Origin of the sequence: Thauera mechernichensis, assembly GCF_029588855.1 — a bacterium.
In the GTDB taxonomy this organism is placed as follows: Bacteria; Pseudomonadota; Gammaproteobacteria; order Burkholderiales; family Rhodocyclaceae; genus Thauera; species Thauera mechernichensis.
Map to the genome: position 1 here is coordinate 1 of NZ_JARQZE010000010.1, position 18801 is coordinate 18801.

Below are 18801 nucleotides of genomic sequence, written 5' to 3' on the forward strand. Positions count from 1 at the left end.
GTACTCAAAATACTGACTTTAATCAGCATGAGCACCTAATCATTGTGAAACCAAAACGACCGAAGCCGCTTTCGACCACAACCACCAAGCACCCACACTTATCGGTTGTTCAATTTTTTAAAGAGCGCTGCATTCGCTGCAGCAGAGAAACGAGATTATGATCAGCTTTAAACTCACTGTCAAGCATTTCGTGAATCTTTTTTTACCGCCGCCCGGCTGCGCCGAACAAAGATCCACCAAACACCCACCTCACCTCCCAACTCCACCGCCGCCTGCACTTCCGAAGAAACCGCTGCAGCGCTGAAGAGGTGCGCATTATAGACACCCAATCCAGACCGTCAAGAAAAATAACGATCAAGGTTTTAAATGGATGCATGCCGGCGCATCCGGTATGCGCACCCCCAGCTCCCGTCAGTAGGCTCCCGGTGCGGCCGCATAGTTTTCGAATCGCGTGTTCTCACCAATGAAGGTCATGCGCACGGTGCCGGTCGGACCGTTACGGTGCTTGCCGATGATCAGCTCCGCCGTGCCCTTGTCCGGCGAATCGGGGTTGTAGACCTCGTCACGATAGATGAACATGATGATGTCCGCATCCTGCTCGATCGCACCGGATTCGCGCAGATCGGACATCACGGGACGCTTGTTGGGACGCTGCTCGAGACTTCGGTTCAACTGCGACAAGGCAATGATCGGCACATGGAGCTCCTTGGCCAGCGACTTCACGGAGCGCGAGATCTCGGAGAGCTCTGACGCCCGGTTGTCGCCTTCGCGCGTACCGCTCATCAGCTGCAGGTAGTCGATGACGATGAGGCCGAGCTTGCCGCACTGGCGAGCGAGCCGGCGCGCACGCGCGCGCAGATCGATCGGATTGAGACCCGGCGTCTCGTCGATGAAGAGCGGCGCATCGTAGAGCTTGCCCATCGCCATGGTGAGCCGCTGCCAGTCATCATCGGTAAGCCGTCCACTGCGGATCTTCTGCATGTCGATGCGACCGACCGAAGAGATGAAGCGGGTCGCGAGCTGCGTGCCCGGCATTTCCATCGAGAAGATCGCCACCGGCAGGCGCTGCTCGATCGCAATGTGCTCGGCAAGATTCAAGGCGAAGGTCGTCTTGCCCATTGCCGGACGCCCCGCAACGATGATCATGTCCGACGGCTGCAGGCCGGACGTCTTCTCATCGAGATCCACCAGCCCAGTAGGCACCCCTGTAACCTCTTGCGGGTTGTCGCGGTCGTAGAGCTCCTGCACCCGATCCACCACTTGCTTGAGGATGGGCTGGATGGAGACGAACCCGCTGGTATGACGGGCGCCGGCCTCGGCAATCTCGAACACCTTCGCCTCAGCCTCGTCGAGCAAGGCCTTGGCGTCCTTGCCGGAAGGGCTCAGCGCACTCGCCGCAATCTCGTCGCCGACCGCCACCAGCTTGCGCAGGATTGCGCGCTCGCGAACGATCTCGGCGTAGCGGCGGATGTTCGCCGCCGACGGCGTGTTGTTGGCGATCTCGGCAATGTAGGCGAGACCGCCGGCCTGCTCGGCCTCTCCGTTCTTCTCCAGCGACTCGAACACCGTCACCACGTCGGCCGGCCGCCCCTGATCGATGAGCCGGGTGATGTGGCGGTAGATGCGGCGATGGTCGTCGCGATAGAAGTCGGACTCGTTGGCAAGATCGGCAACCCGCTCCCAAGCCTGGTTGTCGAGCAGGATGCCGCCGATCAGCGACTGCTCGGCCTCGATCGAATGCGGCGGCAGCTTGATCTGCGCCAGTTGCGGATCGGCCGCGACATGGTCGGCAAAACGGGAGGGGAGAGAGCTCATCACGACCACCTTTCGATTCCACTCATCGGATTCTAGCGATGCTAGCGGCGCGCCACTTGCACGGCACGCTTCCGAAAGCAAAAAGGGCTGCGCAAGGCAGCCCTTTCGATCACGCGCAAAGACGCGGGAATTACTGCTCGCCAACCACCGTCACGGTGATGGTCGCGAGGACATCTGCGTGCAGGGACACTTCGACCTGGACATCACCGACCTGCTTGAGCGGGCCATCGGGCAGACGCACGGCCGAACGCTCGATCTCGAAGCCCTGAGCCACCAGTCCATCGGCGATGTCGGCGTTGCCGACCGAGCCGAACAGGCGACCGTCCATGCCGGCCTTGCGGGCGACCTGGACGCTGACGCCTTCGAGCTTGGCTGCGAGCGCCTGGGCGGCAGCGAGCTTCTCTGCCTGGGCGCGCTCGAGTTCAGCGCGGCGGGCTTCGAACTCGGCCAGATTGGCCTGCGTGGCACGCTTGGCCTTGCCCTGCGGAATCAGGAAGTTACGAGCGTAACCATCCTTGACCTTGACCACATCGCCGAGGCCACCCAGATTGACAACCTTCTCGAGAAGAATGATTTGCATGACGTCGTTCCTCTCTTACTGGTGCAGGTCGGTGTAAGGCATCAGAGCCAGGAAGCGGGCGCGCTTGACGGCGACCGACAGCTGACGCTGGTAACCCGCCTTGGTGCCGGTAATGCGGGCCGGCATGATCTTGGCGTTTTCGGTGATGAAGTCCTTGAGGATGTCCACATCCTTGTAGTCGACTTCTTCGATCTTCTCAGCGGTGAAGCGGCAGAACTTGCGACGCTTGAACAGACCACGACCGCCGCGGTCATCTTTTTTCTTGAACTTGGATTTGGGCTTGAAGGCCATTTTCAGTTTCCTTCGAGAAATTCGATTGTGTTCAGATGCAGAACCGGGCTGCGACTGCGCATGCTCCTGGCGGCCATGAAACCGGTCGCGCGGATCGCGCATCCCGGAGCCGCCACCGCGAGCACCGCAGCCAGATCACCCACTGCGACCGCCTGGAGCTCCACCGAAACATCGCGGCTCAAACCCGCTTCGATCTGTTTCGATTCGTGCGCCAACGTACAGCTGGCGACCGGCACTCCGGCAGGGGTTCGACGCAACGGCAGCACTTCGGCCACGCGCGCATCGATGCGCAGTTGGTTCAGACCCGGCTCAGGCAACTCAGGCAGCAGCAGCTTCGCTGTCGGCCGGCTTGTCGTCGGAAGCGGTGCTCAGCGAGCGCGACTTCTCTTCCTTCATCATCGGCGAAGGCGTGGTCACGGCCTTCTTCATCTTGATGGTGAGGTGGCGCAGCACGGCGTCGTTGAACTTGAACGAGTGCTCGAGTTCAGCCAGCGTCTCGCCGTCGCACTCGATGTTCATCAGCACGTAGTGAGCCTTGTGCACCTTCTGGATCGGGTAGGCCATCTGGCGGCGACCCCAGTCTTCCAGGCGGTGGATCTGGCCATTGCGGGCGGTCACGATGGTCTTGTAGCGTTCGACCATCGCCGGCACCTGCTCGGACTGGTCCGGGTGGACGATGAATACGATTTCGTAGTGTCGCATGCAGACTCCTTGCGGTTGAGTGAAGCAGCCCCCCGGCATGCGAATCCGGTGGGGCAAGGGAAGCCCACGAATATAACAAGAAACCCGGGGATGTCAAAGCCTTGTATTGACAAGGCGGACACAACGAGCCCCATGTCGGCACGCTCGAAAAATCCTGCTTACATTCGCACCGCCCCCGCATGCGCCGCAGCGCCTAGCATGCAGACACCGGGGCCATGCCCTGCGACACGACAACACGAACGAGGCAGATCATGAAGACACCCCTCTACCACAAGCTGCTCACCGCACTTCTGTGCGGCGGACTGCTCGCCAGCGCGGGCGCTGCCGAAGCGCGCGGCGACCGTGATCACCGCGGCTGGGACAGGCACGGACACACCCATAAGTACAAGCATGCGGACAAGCACAAACACGTCCACCGCGGCTGGGACGAGCGCCATGTCGTGCGCGAACGCGTGATCATCCACGAGCGTCCTCGGCACTATCGCGAGACGATCGTGCACAAGCACTACTACGAACCGGCGTATCGCCCCTACACCTATAGCCATTCGCCTGCAGTGGTGATCGGGGTGAGCGTCCCCCCGATCGTGATCCCGCTACGCTGAAACGGCGAGAGCCGCCCGCGTCGGGCTAGCGCGGGCGGCTCTCCCAGATCTTCTGCAGACGCTTGACCGACACGGGCATCGGCGTCCTCAGCTCCTGCGCATACAGACCGACGCGCAACTCCTCCAGCAGCCAGCGGAATTCCTCCAGCGCAGGGTCTTCGACGCCGGCGCGGCGGCGCGCCAGTCGCTCTCGCTCCCAGGCCTGGGCAAGCTGCCTCCACTCGGCCATGGCCTGTGTATCACGCGTCGGATTGTTGCGGAGTTTGTCGAGCCGAACCGATGCTCCTTTCAGGTAGCGCGGAAAATGGGCCAGCCTTTCCCACTCGAAGGCGACCAGGAAGTCCTTGGGCAACAGCCCGCCAAGTTGAGCCTGGATGTCTGCAACGACCTCGGGGAAGGTTTTCAGCCCAGACAGCCGCTTCTGCAAGCCCGCGTGCTCAACCAGCAACTGGCCCGCCAGGCGTACGAACTCCTGTGCAACCAGGCTGACCCGCGTCTTCGCCTCTGCGCACCGCTGCGCGAAGGCTCCCGCCTCGGTCGGCAAAGGCTCCAGCAGACAGCAACGGCTCAATGTGGCGTCCACCAGGCGAGCCTTCAGCTCGGCCTCGGTGCCGAAGCTCATGTACTGCAACGCAAGCTCACGCAGGCCGGGCAGGCGCTCGACAGCACGCACCTGGTCCTTCAGGTTCAACGCAAACAGACGGGCGAGACCGCGCCGATGCACACGCGCCGCCTCCTCGGGGGTGTCATAGGGCCGCAGCGAAACACTGTCGCCGTCATCATGCAGCGCAGGGAAGCCAATCACCTCGCGACCGGCGACGCGGATCTCGAGCAGCTCGGGCAAGGGGCCAAAACTCCACGTGGTGAAGCCGGACAGCGTCTTCGCCGGTAGCGCTGGTGCCTCATTGTCCAGCCCCGCCGCCTCAGCCGTCGCCCCGTCACGCCCCCGCACGGCACGGCCCGCCTGCGCACCGCGGCCCGATGCAGCATGACTCGCATTGGGGCCGGACTGCCCTCCACCCGCGCGATCCGCCCGAACGCTTGCGGGCGCGCCTGCGACGCCGGCCGCCGAGAGCGCGCCCGCAAGCGCGCCGCCGATATTCGCCGCCGAGAAACGCGCCGCCACCTGCTCGCGGAAGCGCGCGCGCAGGTCCATCAGGTTGCGCGACTGCCCCATCACCCGGCCGTGCTCGTCTATCACGCGGAAGTTCATGAAGCAGTGGGGCTTGAGGTTCTCCGTGCGGAAGCTCTCCAGCGGCAGCTTCAGCTGCACGCGCTCCTCGACGAAGCGCTGCAGCATCTTCAGCAGCGGCTCGTCGGTGTCGAACTCGCCGGCCTCGCAAGCCGCCATGAAGGCCGTTGCGCTCTCGGCCACCGGCTGCAGGCGGTGGCGGTGCTTCTGCGGCACGGTCTTCATCAGCGCCGCGACTTTCTCCTCCAGCAACCCCGGCACCAGCCACTCGCAGCGGTTGGTCGGGACCTGATTCAACATGGCCAGCGGCACGGTCAGCGTCACACCGTCGTCGGCCTCACCGGGTTGATGCAGGTAGGTGAGCTTGAGCTTCTGTCCCAGCACCTCCAGCACGGGTGGAAAACGGTCGGTCGTGACGCCCTCGGCCTCATGGCGCATCAACTGTTCGCGCGACAGGTGCAGCAGCCTGGGCTCGGACTTCTCCGCCTTCTTCCGCCATGTCTCCAGGCTGGCGACATCGCAAACATCCGCGGGGATCTTGCTGTCGTAGAAGGCCTCGATCAGCGCCTCGTCCACCAGCACGTCGGGACGGCGCGACTTGTGCTCCAGACGCTCGATCTCCGTCACCAGGCGCTGATTGTGAGAAAGGAAGGCCATCGCGCGCGCCGCGCCCTCCGCAACCTCGCCCTGCACCAACCCCTCGCGGATAAGGAGCTCGCGGCATAGTGCCGGATCGATGTCCCGATAGGCCACGCCGCGGCGCGGGTAGATCACCAGGCCGTAAAGCGTGCCGCGCTCCCAGGCGCGCACCGCGCCCGAAGCCTTGGACCAGTGCGGCTCGAAGACCTGGCGCTTGAGCAGATGGCCGCCGACCTCTTCCACCCACTCCGGCTCGATGCGCGCGATGCAGCGCCCAAACAGGCGGCTGGTCTCGACCTGCTCTGCGGCCATGATCCACTTGCCGGCCTTCTTCGCGAGCGACGAGCCTGGATGCGGCCAGAACTTGATCCCGCGCGCGCCCAGGTAGGAACCCGCCTGCGGGCCCTTGGTTGCGTGCTCTCCTTCATCGACCTTGCAGCCGATGTTGCCGAGCAGCCCTGCGAGCAAGGCCTTGTGGATCGCCTCGTAGTTGGCGGGTTGCGCGTTGTCCTTCCAGCCGTGCTCGGCACACAGCGTGTGCAGCTGACTGAACACGTCACGCCACTCGCGCATGCGCATGTAGTTGAGGAAGTGCTTCTTGCACCAGGCCTTCTGCTTGCTGGACGACTCGTGACGCTGCACCTCGTCCCAAGCCTTCCACAGATGCCAGTACCAGAGGAACTCGGACTTCTGGTCCTGCTCGCCGCCACGGAACCTTGCGTGGGCCTGGTCGGCGGCGCCGGGACTGTCCTGCGGCCGCTCGCGCGGGTCCTGCACCGACAGCGCGGCGGCGATCACCAGCAGCTCGGCGAGCGCGCCACGATCGCGCGCGGCGAGGATCATGCGGCCGATGCGCGGATCGAGCGGCAGCCTGGCAAGCTCGATGCCGATCGGAGTGAGCTTGCGCTCATCGTCGTCGCTGACGGCGCCGAGCTCGGCGAGCAACGCATAGCCGTCGCCGATCAGGCGCGAGCCCGGCGCATCGATGAAGGGAAAGTCCTCCACCGCGCCCAGCTTCAGGGCCTTCATGCGCAGGATCACGCCGGCCAGCGAGGAACGCAGGATCTCGGGGTCGGTGTGCGCCGGGCGGCGGTTGAAATCGTCCTCGTCGTACAGACGGAAGCAGATACCGTCCATGACCCGGCCGCAGCGCCCTGCGCGCTGCTTCGCGGCCGACTGGGCGACCTTCTCGACCTGCAACTGCTCGACCTTGTTGCGCGGCGAGTAGCGCTTGATGCGTGCCAGGCCCGTGTCGACCACGTAGCGGATGCCGGGCACGGTCAGCGAGGTTTCGGCCACGTTGGTCGACAACACCACCCGACGCCCGCTGGAGGGCGAGAACACGCGCGCCTGCTCCTGAGCCGACTGGCGCGCGAACAGCGGCAGGATCTCTGTACCAGGCAGATGATGAGCCTTGCGCAGCGCCTCTGCGGCCTCGCGGATCTCGCGCTCGCCCGGCAGGAAGACCAGCACGTCGCCCGGGCCGCAGCGCTGCGCCTCGTCGACCGCATCGACAAGGGCGTCCATCAGGTCGCGCCCCTTATCCTTCGATTTGTCGCCCTTCGCCGCAGCCGTCCGCGCGGCCGCGGCGGGGTCGAGCTCCTCGCTCTCCACCGGCCGGTAGCGCATCTCGATCGGATACAGCCGCCCCGAAACTTCGATCACCGGCGCCGGCCGGCCTGCGGCGTCGGCGAAGTGTGTCGCGAAGCGCTCGGCATCGAGCGTCGCCGAGGTCACCACCACCTTAAGGTCGGGCCGGCGCGGCAGCAGGGTCTTGAGGTAACCGAGCAGGAAGTCGATATTGAGGCTGCGCTCGTGCGCCTCGTCGATGATCAGGGTGTCATAGGCAGCGAGCAACGGATCGGTCTGAGTCTCGGCAAGCAGGATGCCGTCGGTCATCAGCTTGATGTGGCTGCGCTCGCTACTGCGGTCGGTGAAGCGGATCTTGTAGCCCACCACTTCGCCAAGCGGGCTCCTGAGCTCCTGTGCAATGCGGCTCGCAGTTGCGCGCGCGGCAATCCGGCGCGGCTGGGTATGGCCGATGAGACCGGCAACGCCGCGACCGAGCGTCAGCGCGATCTTGGGCAATTGAGTGGTCTTGCCCGAACCGGTCTCGCCACAGACGATGATGACCTGGTGGGCGGCCAAGGCCGCGGCGATCTCATCGCGCCGCGCCGAAACCGGCAGCTCGGGCGGAAAATCCGGCGTCGGCAGCGCGGCACGACGGGCGGCATAGGCAGCGCGGGAACGCACGAGCAGCGTCTCGAGATCGGCCTGCAGACGGGCGTGCTGCTCCGCTGCGCGCGGCGCGCGCGAGAGATCCCTCGCCAATCGACGCAATCGTGGCCGGTCGGCGCTCAGGCAATCATCGAAGTTCGGCGTATCGGCCGGGCGGCGTGCGCCCCGTTGTTCAGCCCTCATGGATCCGTATCGGCGTCGTCAGGGCGCGCATTATCCTCCGCATCGCCCCCTTGTTGGCGTCGCAGTGCGACAATGGCGGCTGACACCGTACGCGCCGAACGCCGAGCCCGACCATGCCAGCCACAGCCATTGCCGCCGTCGTATACAAGCCCACCGACAACATCGAGGCCCTGCTCGCCCAGGCTGCACGCGCGCTCGCGGCAGACGGCGTGAAACTCGGCGGCGTGCTGCAGCACGACATCGCCACCGTCATTGACGACCCCTGCGCCATGGAGCTGGAGAACCTGGAGACCGGCGAGAGCATCCCGCTGTCGCAGGAGCTCGGACGCGGCTCGGTGGCCTGCCGGGTCGACCCCGACGCGCTGGCACGCGGCTCGGTTGCGGTGCGCGGCGCGATCGAACGCGGTGTCGATCTGGTCATCATCAACAAGTTCGGCGCCCAGGAGGTCTCGGGCGCCGGCCTGCGCGACGAGATGGGCGAAACGGTGATGGCTGGCGTGCCACTATTGACGGCCGTTGGCGAGCGCTTCCTCGGCGAATGGAAGAACTTCACCGGCGACGAAGGTGCGCTGCTGCCGCCCACGCTCGAGGCCGTCCTCGACTGGTGGTCAGCGCTGCCTGGGCAGGCATAGGCAATGGACTGTCGCTCGGGCTGCGCTGCCTGTTGCATCGCCCCCTCGATCTCCTCGGCCATCCCAGGCATGGCGCAGGGCAAACCGGCTGGCGTGCGCTGCATCCAGCTCGACGCCTCAAACCGCTGCCAGCTCTTCGGCGACCCGCGCCGGCCCGCGGTGTGCACCAGCCTGCAGCCCTCCATCGAAATGTGCGGCAGCGAGCAGGCGCACGCGCTGCGCTACCTGGACAGGCTCGAAGCACTCACCGCCGCCTGAGCGCTCCCAACGGTTCGGCGGACAACCGCCGAAGGCGACCGTGTCACGCATTCGGCATTGCCGCCGCAGTGCAACATCCCGGGGGCTATAATCCCGCCGCCCCCTTTCCCCACACCCAAGCCGCATGGACCTCTCTCTCCTTCTCGTCGCCCTCATCCTCGGAATCGTAGAGGGCCTGACCGAATTCCTGCCCGTGTCCTCCACCGGCCACCTGATCATCGTAGGCGACCTCCTCGGCTACAACGATGACACCAGCAAGGTATTCAAGATCGTCATCCAGCTCGCCGCCATCCTCGCCGTGTGCTGGGACTACCGCGAGCGCCTGATCAAGGTCGCCGTCGGCCTGCCCACGCAACCAAGCGCACAGCGTTTCGTGTGGATGCTGTTCATCGGCTTCCTGCCCGCGGCCATCCTCGGCCTGATGTTCCACTCCACGATCAAGGGCCTGCTGTTCAACCCGATCACGGTGGCGACCGCACTGGTGGTGGGCGGGCTGATCATCCTGTATGTGGAAAAGCGCGCCTATCACCCGCGCATCAACGACGTCGACGAGATGCGCTGGCCCGACGCGCTCAAGGTCGGCTTCGCGCAGGCGCTGGCGATGATTCCCGGCACCTCGCGCTCGGGCGCCACCATCATGGGCGGACTGATCTTCGGCCTGTCGCGCAAGACGGCAGCGGAGTTTTCCTTCTTCCTGGCGATCCCGACCATGTTCGCCGCCACCGCCTACGATCTGTACAAGAACTGGGCGCTGCTGCGGATCGAAGACCTGCCCGTGTTCGCGGTCGGCTTCGTCGCCTCCTTCATCGCCGCCATGTGGGCGGTGAAGAGCTTCATCAAGTTCATCTCCAACCACACCTTCATCGTCTTCGCCTGGTACCGCATCGCCTTTGGCATCTTCGTGCTGGCAACGTGGTACTTCGGCTGGGTCGAATGGTCCGAGCCCTGATCGAGGAACACACGATGATCGTCTACCTGCATGGTTTCCGCTCCGCCCCGGCCTCGATCAAGGCCCAGGCGCTCAAGGCGCGCATGACCGAGCGCGGGCTTGCCGAGCAGTTCTGGTGCGAGCAACTGCCCGTATCGCCGCGCGCCGCGATCGCGCTCGCCGAGGACGCGATCGCCCGCACCCGCGCCGCCGGCCTGGAGCCGGCGGTGGTCGGCAGTTCGCTCGGCGGCTACTACGCCACCTGGCTCGCCGAACGCCACAACCTGCGCGCGGTGCTGGTCAATCCGGCGGTCGTCGCGCCGCTCTCGCTCGAGGCATACATCGGCACGCAGGACAACATGTACACCGGCGCGCGCTTCGAATTCACCCGCACCCACATCGACGAGCTGCGCGCCCTGGAAGTGGCAACGATCACCCGCCCGGAACGCTACTGGCTGCTGGTTGAAACCGGCGACGAGGTGCTCGACTACCGCCACGCAGTACAGCGCTACACCGGCGCCCGGCAGACTGTGCTCGAGGGCGGCGACCACGGCTTTTCGCGCTGGAGCGACTACCTCGACGCGGTGATAGACTTCACCTGCCCCTGACGCCCGGCTGCCACCGATGAGCACCTACGACACCACCCCCAGCACACTGGACGCAGCCCAAGGCGCCGCACCAGGCTTCGACCCGCGCCGCTTCAAGGCCATGGAGCGCGCCGGTTTCAATCGCATCGCCGCACGCTATGCCGAAGGGGCGCACTTGCGCGCGGACCTCGCCGCAGCCCTGCTCGACGCCGCCGCGCTTGCGCCGGGACAGCGCGTGCTCGACCTCGCCAGCGGCCCCGGCCTGCTCGCACGCGACGCCGCGCTGCGCGTTGCCCCCGCCGGCACCGTGCTCGCCACCGATATCGCCGAAGGCATGCTCGCCGAGGGCGCGCGCCGCTGTGGCGAGCATGCCGAGGCGCCCTGCTTCGCGGCGACCGACGCCGAGCACCTGTGCCTGGCCGATGCCAGCGTGGACCGCGTGCTCGCCGGCCTCGCACTGTTCATCTTCCCGCAGCCCGAACGCGCGCTCGCCGAGATGCACCGCGTGCTCGTGCCCGGTGGGCAGATCGCGCTGTCGGTGTGGGGCACGCGAGAAACCGTGCCACTGATACACCGCGCGCAGGACACCATCGCCCGCCTGCTGCCGGCGCCCAAGGTCGCCCGCCCCTCGGTGTTCCGCTACGGCAAACCGGAAGTCCTGGCACAGACGCTGAGCGCGGCCGGTTTCATTAACGTCGACATCCGCACATGTACGTTCAGCTGTCACTTCGACAGCGCCGAGGCCTACTGGCAGGCCTTCCTCGACCTCGCGGGTGGCGCTGCCGAAGCCCTCGGCCGGCTGCCCCAGGCAACGCAGGAGGCGCTACAGGCGGCAGTCGCCGACGAGCTGGCCGATCATCGCTGCAGTGACGACCGCGGCGGTTACCTGCTGCAAGCTCACACCCTGATTGCCACCGCTACGCGTCAATGACCCTGTAGCCCCGTGTCGCCTGCGGCTCAGCACCTGCACGGCACGAATGCGCAGCAAGCACCCCCCTGTCCACCTCACGCCCCGTCACCCAGCCCACTCCACGCCAAAGCTTCGCTCGTGCCCACGCCTTCCCCCCATACCCACGCGCGCAACGGCATGCTGGCCGCGCTGACCGCCTTCTGCATCTGGGGGCTGGCGCCGCTCTACTTCCGCGCCATCGGCAGCGTGCCGCCGTTCGAGATCGTCGCCCATCGTGTGTTGTGGTCAGCCCTGTTCCTCGCCGGCCTGCTCGCGCTAATCCCTTCGACCGGCGGATTCGCTCGCGTGCGCGCGGTCCTCGCGCAACCCCGCCTGCTCGCGCTGCTCACCCTCACCGCACTCCTGACCAGCAGTAACTGGCTGGTCTTCATCTGGGCGATCGACGCCGGTCGCTTGCTCGAGGCCAGCCTAGGCTACTTCATCAACCCACTCGTCAGCGTGGCCCTGGGCGCGATCTTCCTTGGCGAGCGCCTGCGCCCGCTGCAAGCGGCAGCAGTGGCGATCGCCTGTGCCGGCGTGGGCTGGCGGGTTTGGCAGCTGGGCAGCCCGCCATGGATCGCCATCTTCCTCGCCGGCACCTTCGGCCTCTACGGCCTGTTGCGCAAGCGCGCCCCAGTGGAGGCCGCAAGCGGCCTGTTCATCGAGACCCTCCTGGTAGCACCGCTGGCGCTGGCGTGGCTGGTCTGGCTGGGCGCACAGAACGCACTCACCTTCGGTGCCGGCACGACCGTCGACTGGCTGCTACCGCTCTCGGGCATCCTCACAGCGGTACCACTGACGCTGTTCGCAGTCGGTGCGCGGCGACTGCCGCTCGCCACCGTGGGTTTCCTGCAGTACCTCGCGCCCAGCCTCAACTTCCTGGTCGCGGTCGTGATCTTCCGCGAACCCCTGGACACTACCCAGCTCGTCGGCTTTGCCCTGATCTGGCTTGCACTCGCGGTGTACTCGGCCGACCTCATTCGCAGCGCGCGCAGATCAGGGAACACTGGATAGCCAGCGCGGCGCCGCGTGGAAGCCGCCCCACGCCCCCGCAAGCCCGGAGCAGCGGTGCGCAAGCGCGATACGACCGGCAACGCATCCGGAAATGGGGCTGACCGCCCGAATCCAGTAAACTAGCGCGCTTGCTTTCTTCAGGCGGATGCCGATGTTCGTGCTGTATGAAGAGGACGGGGCCTTCAAGGCCGGCACGATCCTCGCTGATAACGATGCCACCCTGCAGGTCGAGAACACCCACGGCAAACGGGTGAAGCTCAAGCGCGCCAATGTGCTGCTCGAGTTCCGCGACCCCGGCCCCTCCGACCTGCTCGCGCGCGCCGAGGCCGCGGCCGACGAGCTCGACATCGAGTTCCTGTGGGAAGTGTGCGGCGACGAGGAGTTCGCCTATGCCGACTTCGCTGCCGAGTACCAGGGTCACACGCCGACCGCGGTCGAGTCCGCCGCCATCCTGCTGCGCCTGCATTCGGCGCCGATCTGGTTCCATCGCAAGGGCAAAGGACGCTTCCGCAAGGCCCCTGCCGACATCCTTCAGGCCGCGCTCGCGGGCCTGGAGAAGAAGCGCCAGCAAGCCGCTGCGATCGAGCACATGCGCGCCGAGCTGGTCGCTGGCCGCCTGCCCGCCGAGCTCGCCGCCCTGCTGCCGCAGGCGCTCTACCGCCCCGACCGCAACCGCCCCGAGATCAAGGCGCTCGAGGCCGCCTGCGTCGACAGCGGGCTGTCGGCCGCACGCCTGCTGCTGAAGTGTGGCGCGCTCGCCTCGAGCTACGACTTCCACTACAACCGCTTCCTGTTCCAGAACTTCCCCGAGGGCCCGGACTTCCCCGCCTTCGAGCCACCGGTGACGCCGGCCGACCTGCCGCGCGCGGAAGTCGCCGCGTTCTCGATCGACGACGCCTCCACCACCGAGATCGACGATGCCTTCTCGGTCACACCGCGACCCGAAGGCGGCTGGCGCATCGGCATCCATATCGCAGCCCCGGCGCTCGGCTTCGCCCGTGGCTCGGGCCTGGACGCGATCGCCCGCCGACGGCTGTCCACGGTGTACATGCCGGGCAACAAGATCACCATGCTGCCCGACGAGGTGGTGCAGGGCTTCACTCTGGCCGAAGGCCGTGACTGCCCGGCGGTATCGCTGTACCTCGACGTGACACCAGGCCTGGCCATCGTCGCCGAGCACAGCCGGGTCGAGATGGTGCCGATCGTCGCCAACCTGCGGCATCACGACATCGAGCCGGTGTTCAACGACGAGACCGTGCACACTGGCCTGGCCGACTTCCCCTGGAAGCAGGAACTGTCCCTGCTGTGGGATCTCGCCACCGTGCTCGAGGCCGGACGCGGCAAGGCAGGCGGCAACGAGGACCGCATCGACTTCGGCTTCAGCGTGGACTGGAACATCGATACCGCCGACGGCCCCGGCCACGTCAGCATCAGCCGTCGGCTGCGCGGCTCGCCGATGGACAAGCTGGTGGCCGAGCTGATGATCTACGCCAACATGACCTGGGGCAAGCTGCTCGACGCCTCTGGCATCCCCGGCCTGTACCGCGCCCAGGGCGGCGGCAAGGTGCGCATGACCACGGTCGCCGCGCCGCACGAAGGCCTGGGCGTGGATTGCTACGCGTGGTCGAGCTCGCCGCTGCGTCGCTACGTCGACCTGGTCAACCAGTGGCAGATCATCTCGGTGCTGCAGGGCACCCCGCCGGCCTTTGCACCCAAGTCCGCCGACCTGATGGCCGCACTGCGCGATTTCGAGCTCACCTATGCCGAATACGCCGAGTTCCAGCGTGGCATGGAGCGCTACTGGTGCCTGCGCTGGCTGCGCCAGCACGGCCGCGGCGAGGTCGAGGCCACTGTTCTGCGCGAGAACGTGGTGCGCCTGACCGAGGTACCGCTGGTGTTCCGCGTACCGTCGATGCCGCTGCAACTCCCCGGCAGCCGGGTAAGGCTTCACGTCGAGCACACCGACCTCCTCGACGTCGAGGTCGAGGCCCGCTTCGTGGCGATCCTGGCCGAGCCGGAGGCACGAGACTTCAGCGAGGCCGGCTTCGGCTTCGCCTGAGCCGGCCGTCATCGAACCGCCATGGCACCGCCCGGCACGCCCCCCTCCGAACCCTCCGCAACGCCGGCACAGCGCGGCACGCAGGGCGTGAGAGGCAGGCTGCGCCGCCTCGGCGGGCCGCTGCTGCTGGCGGCATTCGCCCTCTCGCTGCTGCTGCACGGCCTGCTGCTGCTCGTTCAGTTCCGCCTGCCCGAGAGCAAGCCGACGCGCGACAAGGGACTGGAGGTCGTGCTGGTCAACACCCGCCACGCCCAGGCGCCGGAGAAGGCCGAGGTGTTCGCCCAGGCCAACGTTGATGGTGGTGGCAACACCGAGCAGGACGCACGCCCGAGCACGCCGCTGCCACCACAACCGAACCGCCAGGACGGCGACGCCCTGGTCGAGGCCAAGCGCTTGGCGCCCGCGCCGGTGCAGGAGCAGAAACCGGTGATCACGCGCGACAAGGCGCCAGCCAAGGTCGCCGCGGCGCCGAAGAAGGTCGAGCAGCCGGCACCAACCCCCGAGCCCGAACCGCGCCTGAGCGGGCTCGACCTGCTCGACAGCGCTGCTGCCGTGGCCCGGCTCGAGGCGCAGATCGACCGCGACCTGCAGGAGCTCGCGAAACGCCCGCGCAAGAAGTTCATCGGCGCGCGTGCACAGGAATACCGCTTTGCCCAGTACGTCGAGGACTGGCGCCAGAAGGTCGAGCGCATCGGCACCCTGAACTATCCGGAAGCGGCGCGCGGCAAGCTCTATGGCAGCCTGTTGCTGTCCGTCACCATCCGCGCCGACGGCTCGGTGGACAAGGTCGGCGTGCATCGCAGCTCGGGCCACAAGCTGCTCGACGACGCGGCGGTTCGCATCGTCGAGATGGCCGCGCCCTACGCGCCCTTCCCGCCTGACATCCGCAAGGACTACGACGTGATCGAGATCACCCGCACCTGGACCTTCACCAACCGCGACCAGGTGCGCGCCAACTGAGACCCCGCCCATGGACCGCTACGCCGTCATCGGCAACCCGATCGCCCACAGCAAGTCGCCGCAGATCCACGCCGCCTTTGCCCGCCAGACCGGCCAGACACTGAGCTACGAGGCCCTGCTCGCGCCGCTGGACGGCTTCGTGCGCGCAGTCGAGGACTTCCGCGCCGAGGGCGGACGCGGCATGAACGTCACCGTCCCCTTCAAGCTCGAAGCCTTCGCCCTGTCCACGCGGCACACGCCGCGCGCCGAACTGGCCGGCGCGGTCAACACACTCGCGTTCGGGGACGACGGCATCCTCGGCGACAACACCGATGGCGCCGGCCTGGTGCGCGATCTCATCGTCAACCTCGGCTGCACGCTCGGCGGACGCCGCGTCCTGGTTCTGGGTGCCGGCGGCGCCACCCGCGGCGCCCTGCTGCCGCTGCTCGACTGCCGGCCCGCCACGCTCGTCGTCGCCAACCGCAGCCCGGCCAAGGCCGACGAACTGGTCGCCCTCTTCACCCCCCATGCCGGACGCGCCGCGCTCGCGGCCAGCAGCTTCGACGCCCTTGCCGGTCATGGCTTCGACGTCGTCATCAATGCCACCTCGGCCAGCCTGTCCGGCGCGCTGCCACCCCTGCCATCCGGCCTGTACGCCCCCGGGGCACTCGCCTACGACATGATGTACGGCCGTGGCGACACCCCCTTCATGGCCGCGGCGCGCACGCAGGGCGCGGCGCGCGTGGCCGACGGTCTGGGCATGCTGGTCGAGCAGGCCGCCGAGAGCTTCACGCTGTGGCGGGGGGTACGCCCCGATACCGCGGCAGTGCTGGCCGAACTACGCCGCCAGCTCGATGCTGGCTGAGTGCCCATGAGCGCAGCCGGCATGCGGCGCGCACTGGGTTGGCTGGGCCGCGGCCTGGCCATCGCAGTGCTCCTGCTGCTGTTCTGGCAGGCGGTGATCTTCACCCAGATCGTATGGTGGAGCCGCTTCGATCCCGACAGCACGCGCTTCATGCGCATGCGCCTGGCCGAGTTGCAGAAGACGGACCCCAACGCCCGCCTGCGTCACGAGTGGGTGCCCTACGAGCGCATCTCCATCCACCTCAAGCGCGCGGTGGTCGCAGCCGAGGACGACCGTTTCCTGGACCACCGCGGCTTCGACTGGGAGGGCATCCAGCGCGCGCTCGAGCGCAATGCCGAACGCGGCCGGCTGGCCGCCGGCGGCTCGACGATCAGTCAGCAGCTCGCCAAGAACCTCTTCCTGTCGCCCTCGCGCAGCTGGCTGCGCAAAGGCCAGGAGGCGGTGATCACGGTGATGATCGAGGCGACCTGGGACAAGCGTCGCATTCTCGAGGTCTACCTCAATGTCGCCGAATGGGGCAACGGCGTGTTCGGGGCGGAAGCGGCAGCACGCCACTACTACGGCCGCCCGGCTGCCAGCCTGGGGCCGGCAGAGGCGGCAAGGCTGGCCGTCATGCTGCCCAACCCTCGCCGCTACGAACGCAGTTTCGGCCCCCGCCTGGCCACCCACGCCAGCCGCGTGCAACGACGCATGGTGCATTCTCAGGTGCCGTGATGCGGCGCAACGAAAAATTCACCTGCCGTGACATGTTCAGGGTCGCCTGCGCCCGCCCAAGCCCGTAGAATTCCGCTTTTCCGCCCCGCCCGCCCCCAGCCTCCCTCCCACAAGGCCGTGCGATGACCGAGCCCGAAGAACTCCACCCCGACGACGTCCAGCACCACCTGCGCGAGGTGCAGGACCTGCTCGCACGCCAAAAAGTGGTGGAAGGGCTCGTGCACCGCCAGGACATGCCGCGCCATGAGCTGGTCGAGACCCTGGTGCACAAGCAGCACGAAGCCGGGCTGCGCACCAAGCTCGACAGCCTGCACCCGGCCGACATCGCCTACATCCTCGAGGCCCTGCCGCGCGAAGAACGCCTATACGTGTGGGACCTGGTCAAGGCCGAGCGCGACGGCGAGATCCTGCTCGAGGTTTCGGACGCAGTTCGCGAGTCCCTGATCGAGACCATGGCGCCGGAAGAGCTCAAGGCCGCCGCCGAATCGCTCGACGCCGATGAGCTTGCCGACCTTGCCCCCGACCTGCCGCCCGAGGTCATCCAGGACGTCTTCCAATCGCTAGACACCGAGGGTCGCGAGCAGTTGCGCGCGGCCATGTCCTACCCTGAGGACTCGGTCGGCGCGCTGATGGACTTCGACATGGTGACGGTACGCGAGGACGTCAGTCTCGAAGTCGTGCTGCGCTACCTGCGCCGCTTCGACGAGCTGCCCGACCATACCGACAAACTCTTCGTGGTCGATCGCGAGGATCACCTCAAGGGCATCCTGACGCTCGAGTCCCTGCTCATCAACGACCCCGAACTCGAGGTCGCCGATGTGATGCGCTCGGAAACGGTGATCAGCTTCACGCCCGAAGACGAGGCCGATGAGGCCGCGCAGGCATTCGAGCGCTACGACCTCGTCTCGGCACCAGTCGTTGACGGCGAGAAACGCGTGATCGGCCGCCTGACGGTGGCCGACGTGGTCGATTACATCCGCGAGGAGTCCGAGGCCGAAATCCTCAGCCACGCCGGTCTGCGAGAGGAGGAAGACATCTTCGCCTCGGTGTGGAGCTCGGTGAAGAACCGCTGGGCCTGGCTGGCGATCAACCTGGTCACCGCCTTCATCGCCTCGCGCGTGATCGGCGCCTTCGAAGGCTCGATCGAAAAGCTGGTGGCGCTCGCTGCGCTGATGCCCATTGTCGCCGGCATCGGCGGCAACTCGGGCAACCAGACGATCACCATGATCGTGCGTGCGATCGCGATGGGCCAGGTCGAGCAGTCGGCGATGAACCGCCTGCTCAAGAAGGAACTCGGCGTCGCGCTGTTCAACGGTCTGGTATGGGGTAGCCTGCTCGGCGTACTGGCGTGGTGGCTGTATGGCAATGTCGAGCTTGGCATGGTAATGACCGCGGCGATGACCCTGAACCTCTTGCTCGCTGCCAGCGCCGGCGTGCTGATCCCGATGATCCGCATCCGCCTCGGCGCCGACCCGGCGCTGGGCAGTTCGGTGATGATCACCGCGCTGACCGACTCGGGAGGCTTCTTCATTTTCCTGGGGCTGGCGACGATATTCCTGCTTTGAGCGCGGCGGCTTGCGCCCTGCCGTAGGAGCGGCGCGAGCCGCGAGCTTT

General features: G+C 66.6%; 18 protein-coding genes. 12 read left to right on the forward strand and 6 right to left on the reverse strand.

The annotated features are described in order from the left end of the window. Positions 1 to 411 precede the first annotated feature (411 nt). From dnaB to rpsF, 5 genes are all read right to left on the reverse strand, one after another. Complete coding sequence (gene dnaB / locus P7F68_RS13500) at positions 412 to 1815, reverse strand: replicative DNA helicase (protein ID WP_198291789.1); 1404 nt, start codon at positions 1813 to 1815, stop codon at positions 412 to 414. A 130-nt stretch (positions 1816 to 1945) separates the two neighbouring features. Then, a complete protein-coding gene (rplI, locus tag P7F68_RS13505; RefSeq protein ID WP_002933042.1) occupies positions 1946 to 2395 on the reverse strand; it encodes a 50S ribosomal protein L9 in 450 nt (149 codons plus the stop codon). Positions 2396 to 2410: 15 nt separating this feature from the next. Beyond that, entirely contained in the window at positions 2411 to 2686 is a 276-nt protein-coding gene (gene rpsR, locus P7F68_RS13510; RefSeq protein WP_002933051.1) for a 30S ribosomal protein S18, read from the reverse strand. A 2-nt stretch (positions 2687 to 2688) separates the two neighbouring features. Next, the gene (gene priB, locus P7F68_RS13515) at positions 2689 to 2961 is read right to left on the reverse strand and encodes a primosomal replication protein N (RefSeq protein ID WP_386040092.1); all 273 of its coding nucleotides are present in this window, start codon (positions 2959 to 2961) and stop codon (positions 2689 to 2691) included. A 43-nt stretch (positions 2962 to 3004) separates the two neighbouring features. Next, positions 3005 to 3388, reverse strand: a complete 384-nt coding sequence (gene rpsF, locus P7F68_RS13520) for a 30S ribosomal protein S6 (RefSeq protein WP_002933056.1) — start codon at positions 3386 to 3388, stop codon at positions 3005 to 3007. 251 nt (positions 3389 to 3639) lie between these two features. Between rpsF and P7F68_RS13525 the strand changes: the two genes are divergently transcribed. Then, on the forward strand, positions 3640 to 3990 hold the full coding sequence (locus tag P7F68_RS13525; RefSeq protein WP_277833878.1) for a hypothetical protein: 351 nt from the start codon (positions 3640 to 3642) through the stop codon (positions 3988 to 3990). Between the two features lie 25 nt (positions 3991 to 4015). Here P7F68_RS13525 and hrpA read toward each other — a convergent pair whose 3' ends face one another. After that, complete coding sequence (hrpA, locus tag P7F68_RS13530) at positions 4016 to 8242, reverse strand: ATP-dependent RNA helicase HrpA (protein ID WP_277833880.1); 4227 nt, start codon at positions 8240 to 8242, stop codon at positions 4016 to 4018. Positions 8243 to 8355: 113 nt separating this feature from the next. Here hrpA and P7F68_RS13535 point away from each other — a divergent pair, with 113 nt between their 5' ends. The 11 genes from P7F68_RS13535 (at position 8356) to mgtE (ending at position 18752) form a co-directional block, all read left to right on the forward strand. Then, a complete protein-coding gene (locus P7F68_RS13535) occupies positions 8356 to 8874 on the forward strand; it encodes a DUF2478 domain-containing protein (RefSeq protein WP_277833882.1) in 519 nt (172 codons plus the stop codon). A 3-nt stretch (positions 8875 to 8877) separates the two neighbouring features. Beyond that, the gene (locus P7F68_RS13540; protein WP_002933067.1) at positions 8878 to 9132 is read left to right on the forward strand and encodes a YkgJ family cysteine cluster protein; all 255 of its coding nucleotides are present in this window, start codon (positions 8878 to 8880) and stop codon (positions 9130 to 9132) included. 124 nt (positions 9133 to 9256) lie between these two features. Further along, a complete protein-coding gene (locus P7F68_RS13545) occupies positions 9257 to 10081 on the forward strand; it encodes an undecaprenyl-diphosphate phosphatase (RefSeq protein ID WP_002933072.1) in 825 nt (274 codons plus the stop codon). Between the two features lie 14 nt (positions 10082 to 10095). Continuing rightward, on the forward strand, positions 10096 to 10668 hold the full coding sequence (locus tag P7F68_RS13550) for a YqiA/YcfP family alpha/beta fold hydrolase (RefSeq protein WP_277833884.1): 573 nt from the start codon (positions 10096 to 10098) through the stop codon (positions 10666 to 10668). A gap of 16 nt (positions 10669 to 10684) precedes the next feature. After that, a complete protein-coding gene (locus P7F68_RS13555; RefSeq protein ID WP_277833886.1) occupies positions 10685 to 11578 on the forward strand; it encodes a class I SAM-dependent methyltransferase in 894 nt (297 codons plus the stop codon). A gap of 156 nt (positions 11579 to 11734) precedes the next feature. After that, positions 11735 to 12610 (forward strand): EamA family transporter RarD, encoded by an 876-nt coding sequence (gene rarD, locus P7F68_RS13560; RefSeq protein ID WP_002939959.1) that lies wholly within the window; start codon positions 11735 to 11737, stop codon positions 12608 to 12610. A gap of 151 nt (positions 12611 to 12761) precedes the next feature. Next, on the forward strand, positions 12762 to 14669 hold the full coding sequence (locus P7F68_RS13565; protein ID WP_277833888.1) for a ribonuclease catalytic domain-containing protein: 1908 nt from the start codon (positions 12762 to 12764) through the stop codon (positions 14667 to 14669). A 21-nt stretch (positions 14670 to 14690) separates the two neighbouring features. Further along, positions 14691 to 15629: an energy transducer TonB gene (locus P7F68_RS13570; protein ID WP_277833890.1), complete on the forward strand. Its 939-nt coding sequence runs from the start codon at positions 14691 to 14693 to the stop codon at positions 15627 to 15629. A gap of 10 nt (positions 15630 to 15639) precedes the next feature. Further along, positions 15640 to 16473: a shikimate dehydrogenase gene (gene aroE, locus P7F68_RS13575; protein ID WP_277833892.1), complete on the forward strand. Its 834-nt coding sequence runs from the start codon at positions 15640 to 15642 to the stop codon at positions 16471 to 16473. Positions 16474 to 16494: 21 nt separating this feature from the next. After that, a complete protein-coding gene (mtgA, locus tag P7F68_RS13580) occupies positions 16495 to 17187 on the forward strand; it encodes a monofunctional biosynthetic peptidoglycan transglycosylase (protein WP_157384669.1) in 693 nt (230 codons plus the stop codon). A gap of 122 nt (positions 17188 to 17309) precedes the next feature. Next, the gene (gene mgtE, locus P7F68_RS13585; RefSeq protein ID WP_277833894.1) at positions 17310 to 18752 is read left to right on the forward strand and encodes a magnesium transporter; all 1443 of its coding nucleotides are present in this window, start codon (positions 17310 to 17312) and stop codon (positions 18750 to 18752) included. The last annotated feature ends 49 nt before the right edge of the window (positions 18753 to 18801 follow it).

Excerpts from the sequence above, each read along its gene's own strand:
- P7F68_RS13545 (WP_002933072.1), top strand. The coding sequence starts at position 9,257 with ATGGACCTCTCTCTCCTTCTCGTCGCCCTCATCCTCGGAATCGTAGAG.
- dnaB (WP_198291789.1), bottom strand. The coding sequence starts at position 1,815 with ATGAGCTCTCTCCCCTCCCGTTTTGCCGACCATGTCGCGGCCGATCCG.
- P7F68_RS13555 (WP_277833886.1), top strand. The coding sequence starts at position 10,685 with ATGAGCACCTACGACACCACCCCCAGCACACTGGACGCAGCCCAAGGC.
- mgtE (WP_277833894.1), top strand. The coding sequence starts at position 17,310 with ATGACCGAGCCCGAAGAACTCCACCCCGACGACGTCCAGCACCACCTG.
- rplI (WP_002933042.1), bottom strand. The coding sequence starts at position 2,395 with ATGCAAATCATTCTTCTCGAGAAGGTTGTCAATCTGGGTGGCCTCGGC.
- P7F68_RS13535 (WP_277833882.1), top strand. The coding sequence starts at position 8,356 with ATGCCAGCCACAGCCATTGCCGCCGTCGTATACAAGCCCACCGACAAC.
- hrpA (WP_277833880.1), bottom strand. The coding sequence starts at position 8,242 with ATGAGGGCTGAACAACGGGGCGCACGCCGCCCGGCCGATACGCCGAAC.
- P7F68_RS13540 (WP_002933067.1), top strand. The coding sequence starts at position 8,878 with ATGGACTGTCGCTCGGGCTGCGCTGCCTGTTGCATCGCCCCCTCGATC.
- rarD (WP_002939959.1), top strand. The coding sequence starts at position 11,735 with ATGCTGGCCGCGCTGACCGCCTTCTGCATCTGGGGGCTGGCGCCGCTC.
- P7F68_RS13570 (WP_277833890.1), top strand. The coding sequence starts at position 14,691 with ATGGCACCGCCCGGCACGCCCCCCTCCGAACCCTCCGCAACGCCGGCA.
- rpsF (WP_002933056.1), bottom strand. The coding sequence starts at position 3,388 with ATGCGACACTACGAAATCGTATTCATCGTCCACCCGGACCAGTCCGAG.
- rpsR (WP_002933051.1), bottom strand. The coding sequence starts at position 2,686 with ATGGCCTTCAAGCCCAAATCCAAGTTCAAGAAAAAAGATGACCGCGGC.
- P7F68_RS13525 (WP_277833878.1), top strand. The coding sequence starts at position 3,640 with ATGAAGACACCCCTCTACCACAAGCTGCTCACCGCACTTCTGTGCGGC.
- P7F68_RS13565 (WP_277833888.1), top strand. The coding sequence starts at position 12,762 with ATGTTCGTGCTGTATGAAGAGGACGGGGCCTTCAAGGCCGGCACGATC.
- mtgA (WP_157384669.1), top strand. The coding sequence starts at position 16,495 with ATGCGGCGCGCACTGGGTTGGCTGGGCCGCGGCCTGGCCATCGCAGTG.
- P7F68_RS13550 (WP_277833884.1), top strand. The coding sequence starts at position 10,096 with ATGATCGTCTACCTGCATGGTTTCCGCTCCGCCCCGGCCTCGATCAAG.
- aroE (WP_277833892.1), top strand. The coding sequence starts at position 15,640 with ATGGACCGCTACGCCGTCATCGGCAACCCGATCGCCCACAGCAAGTCG.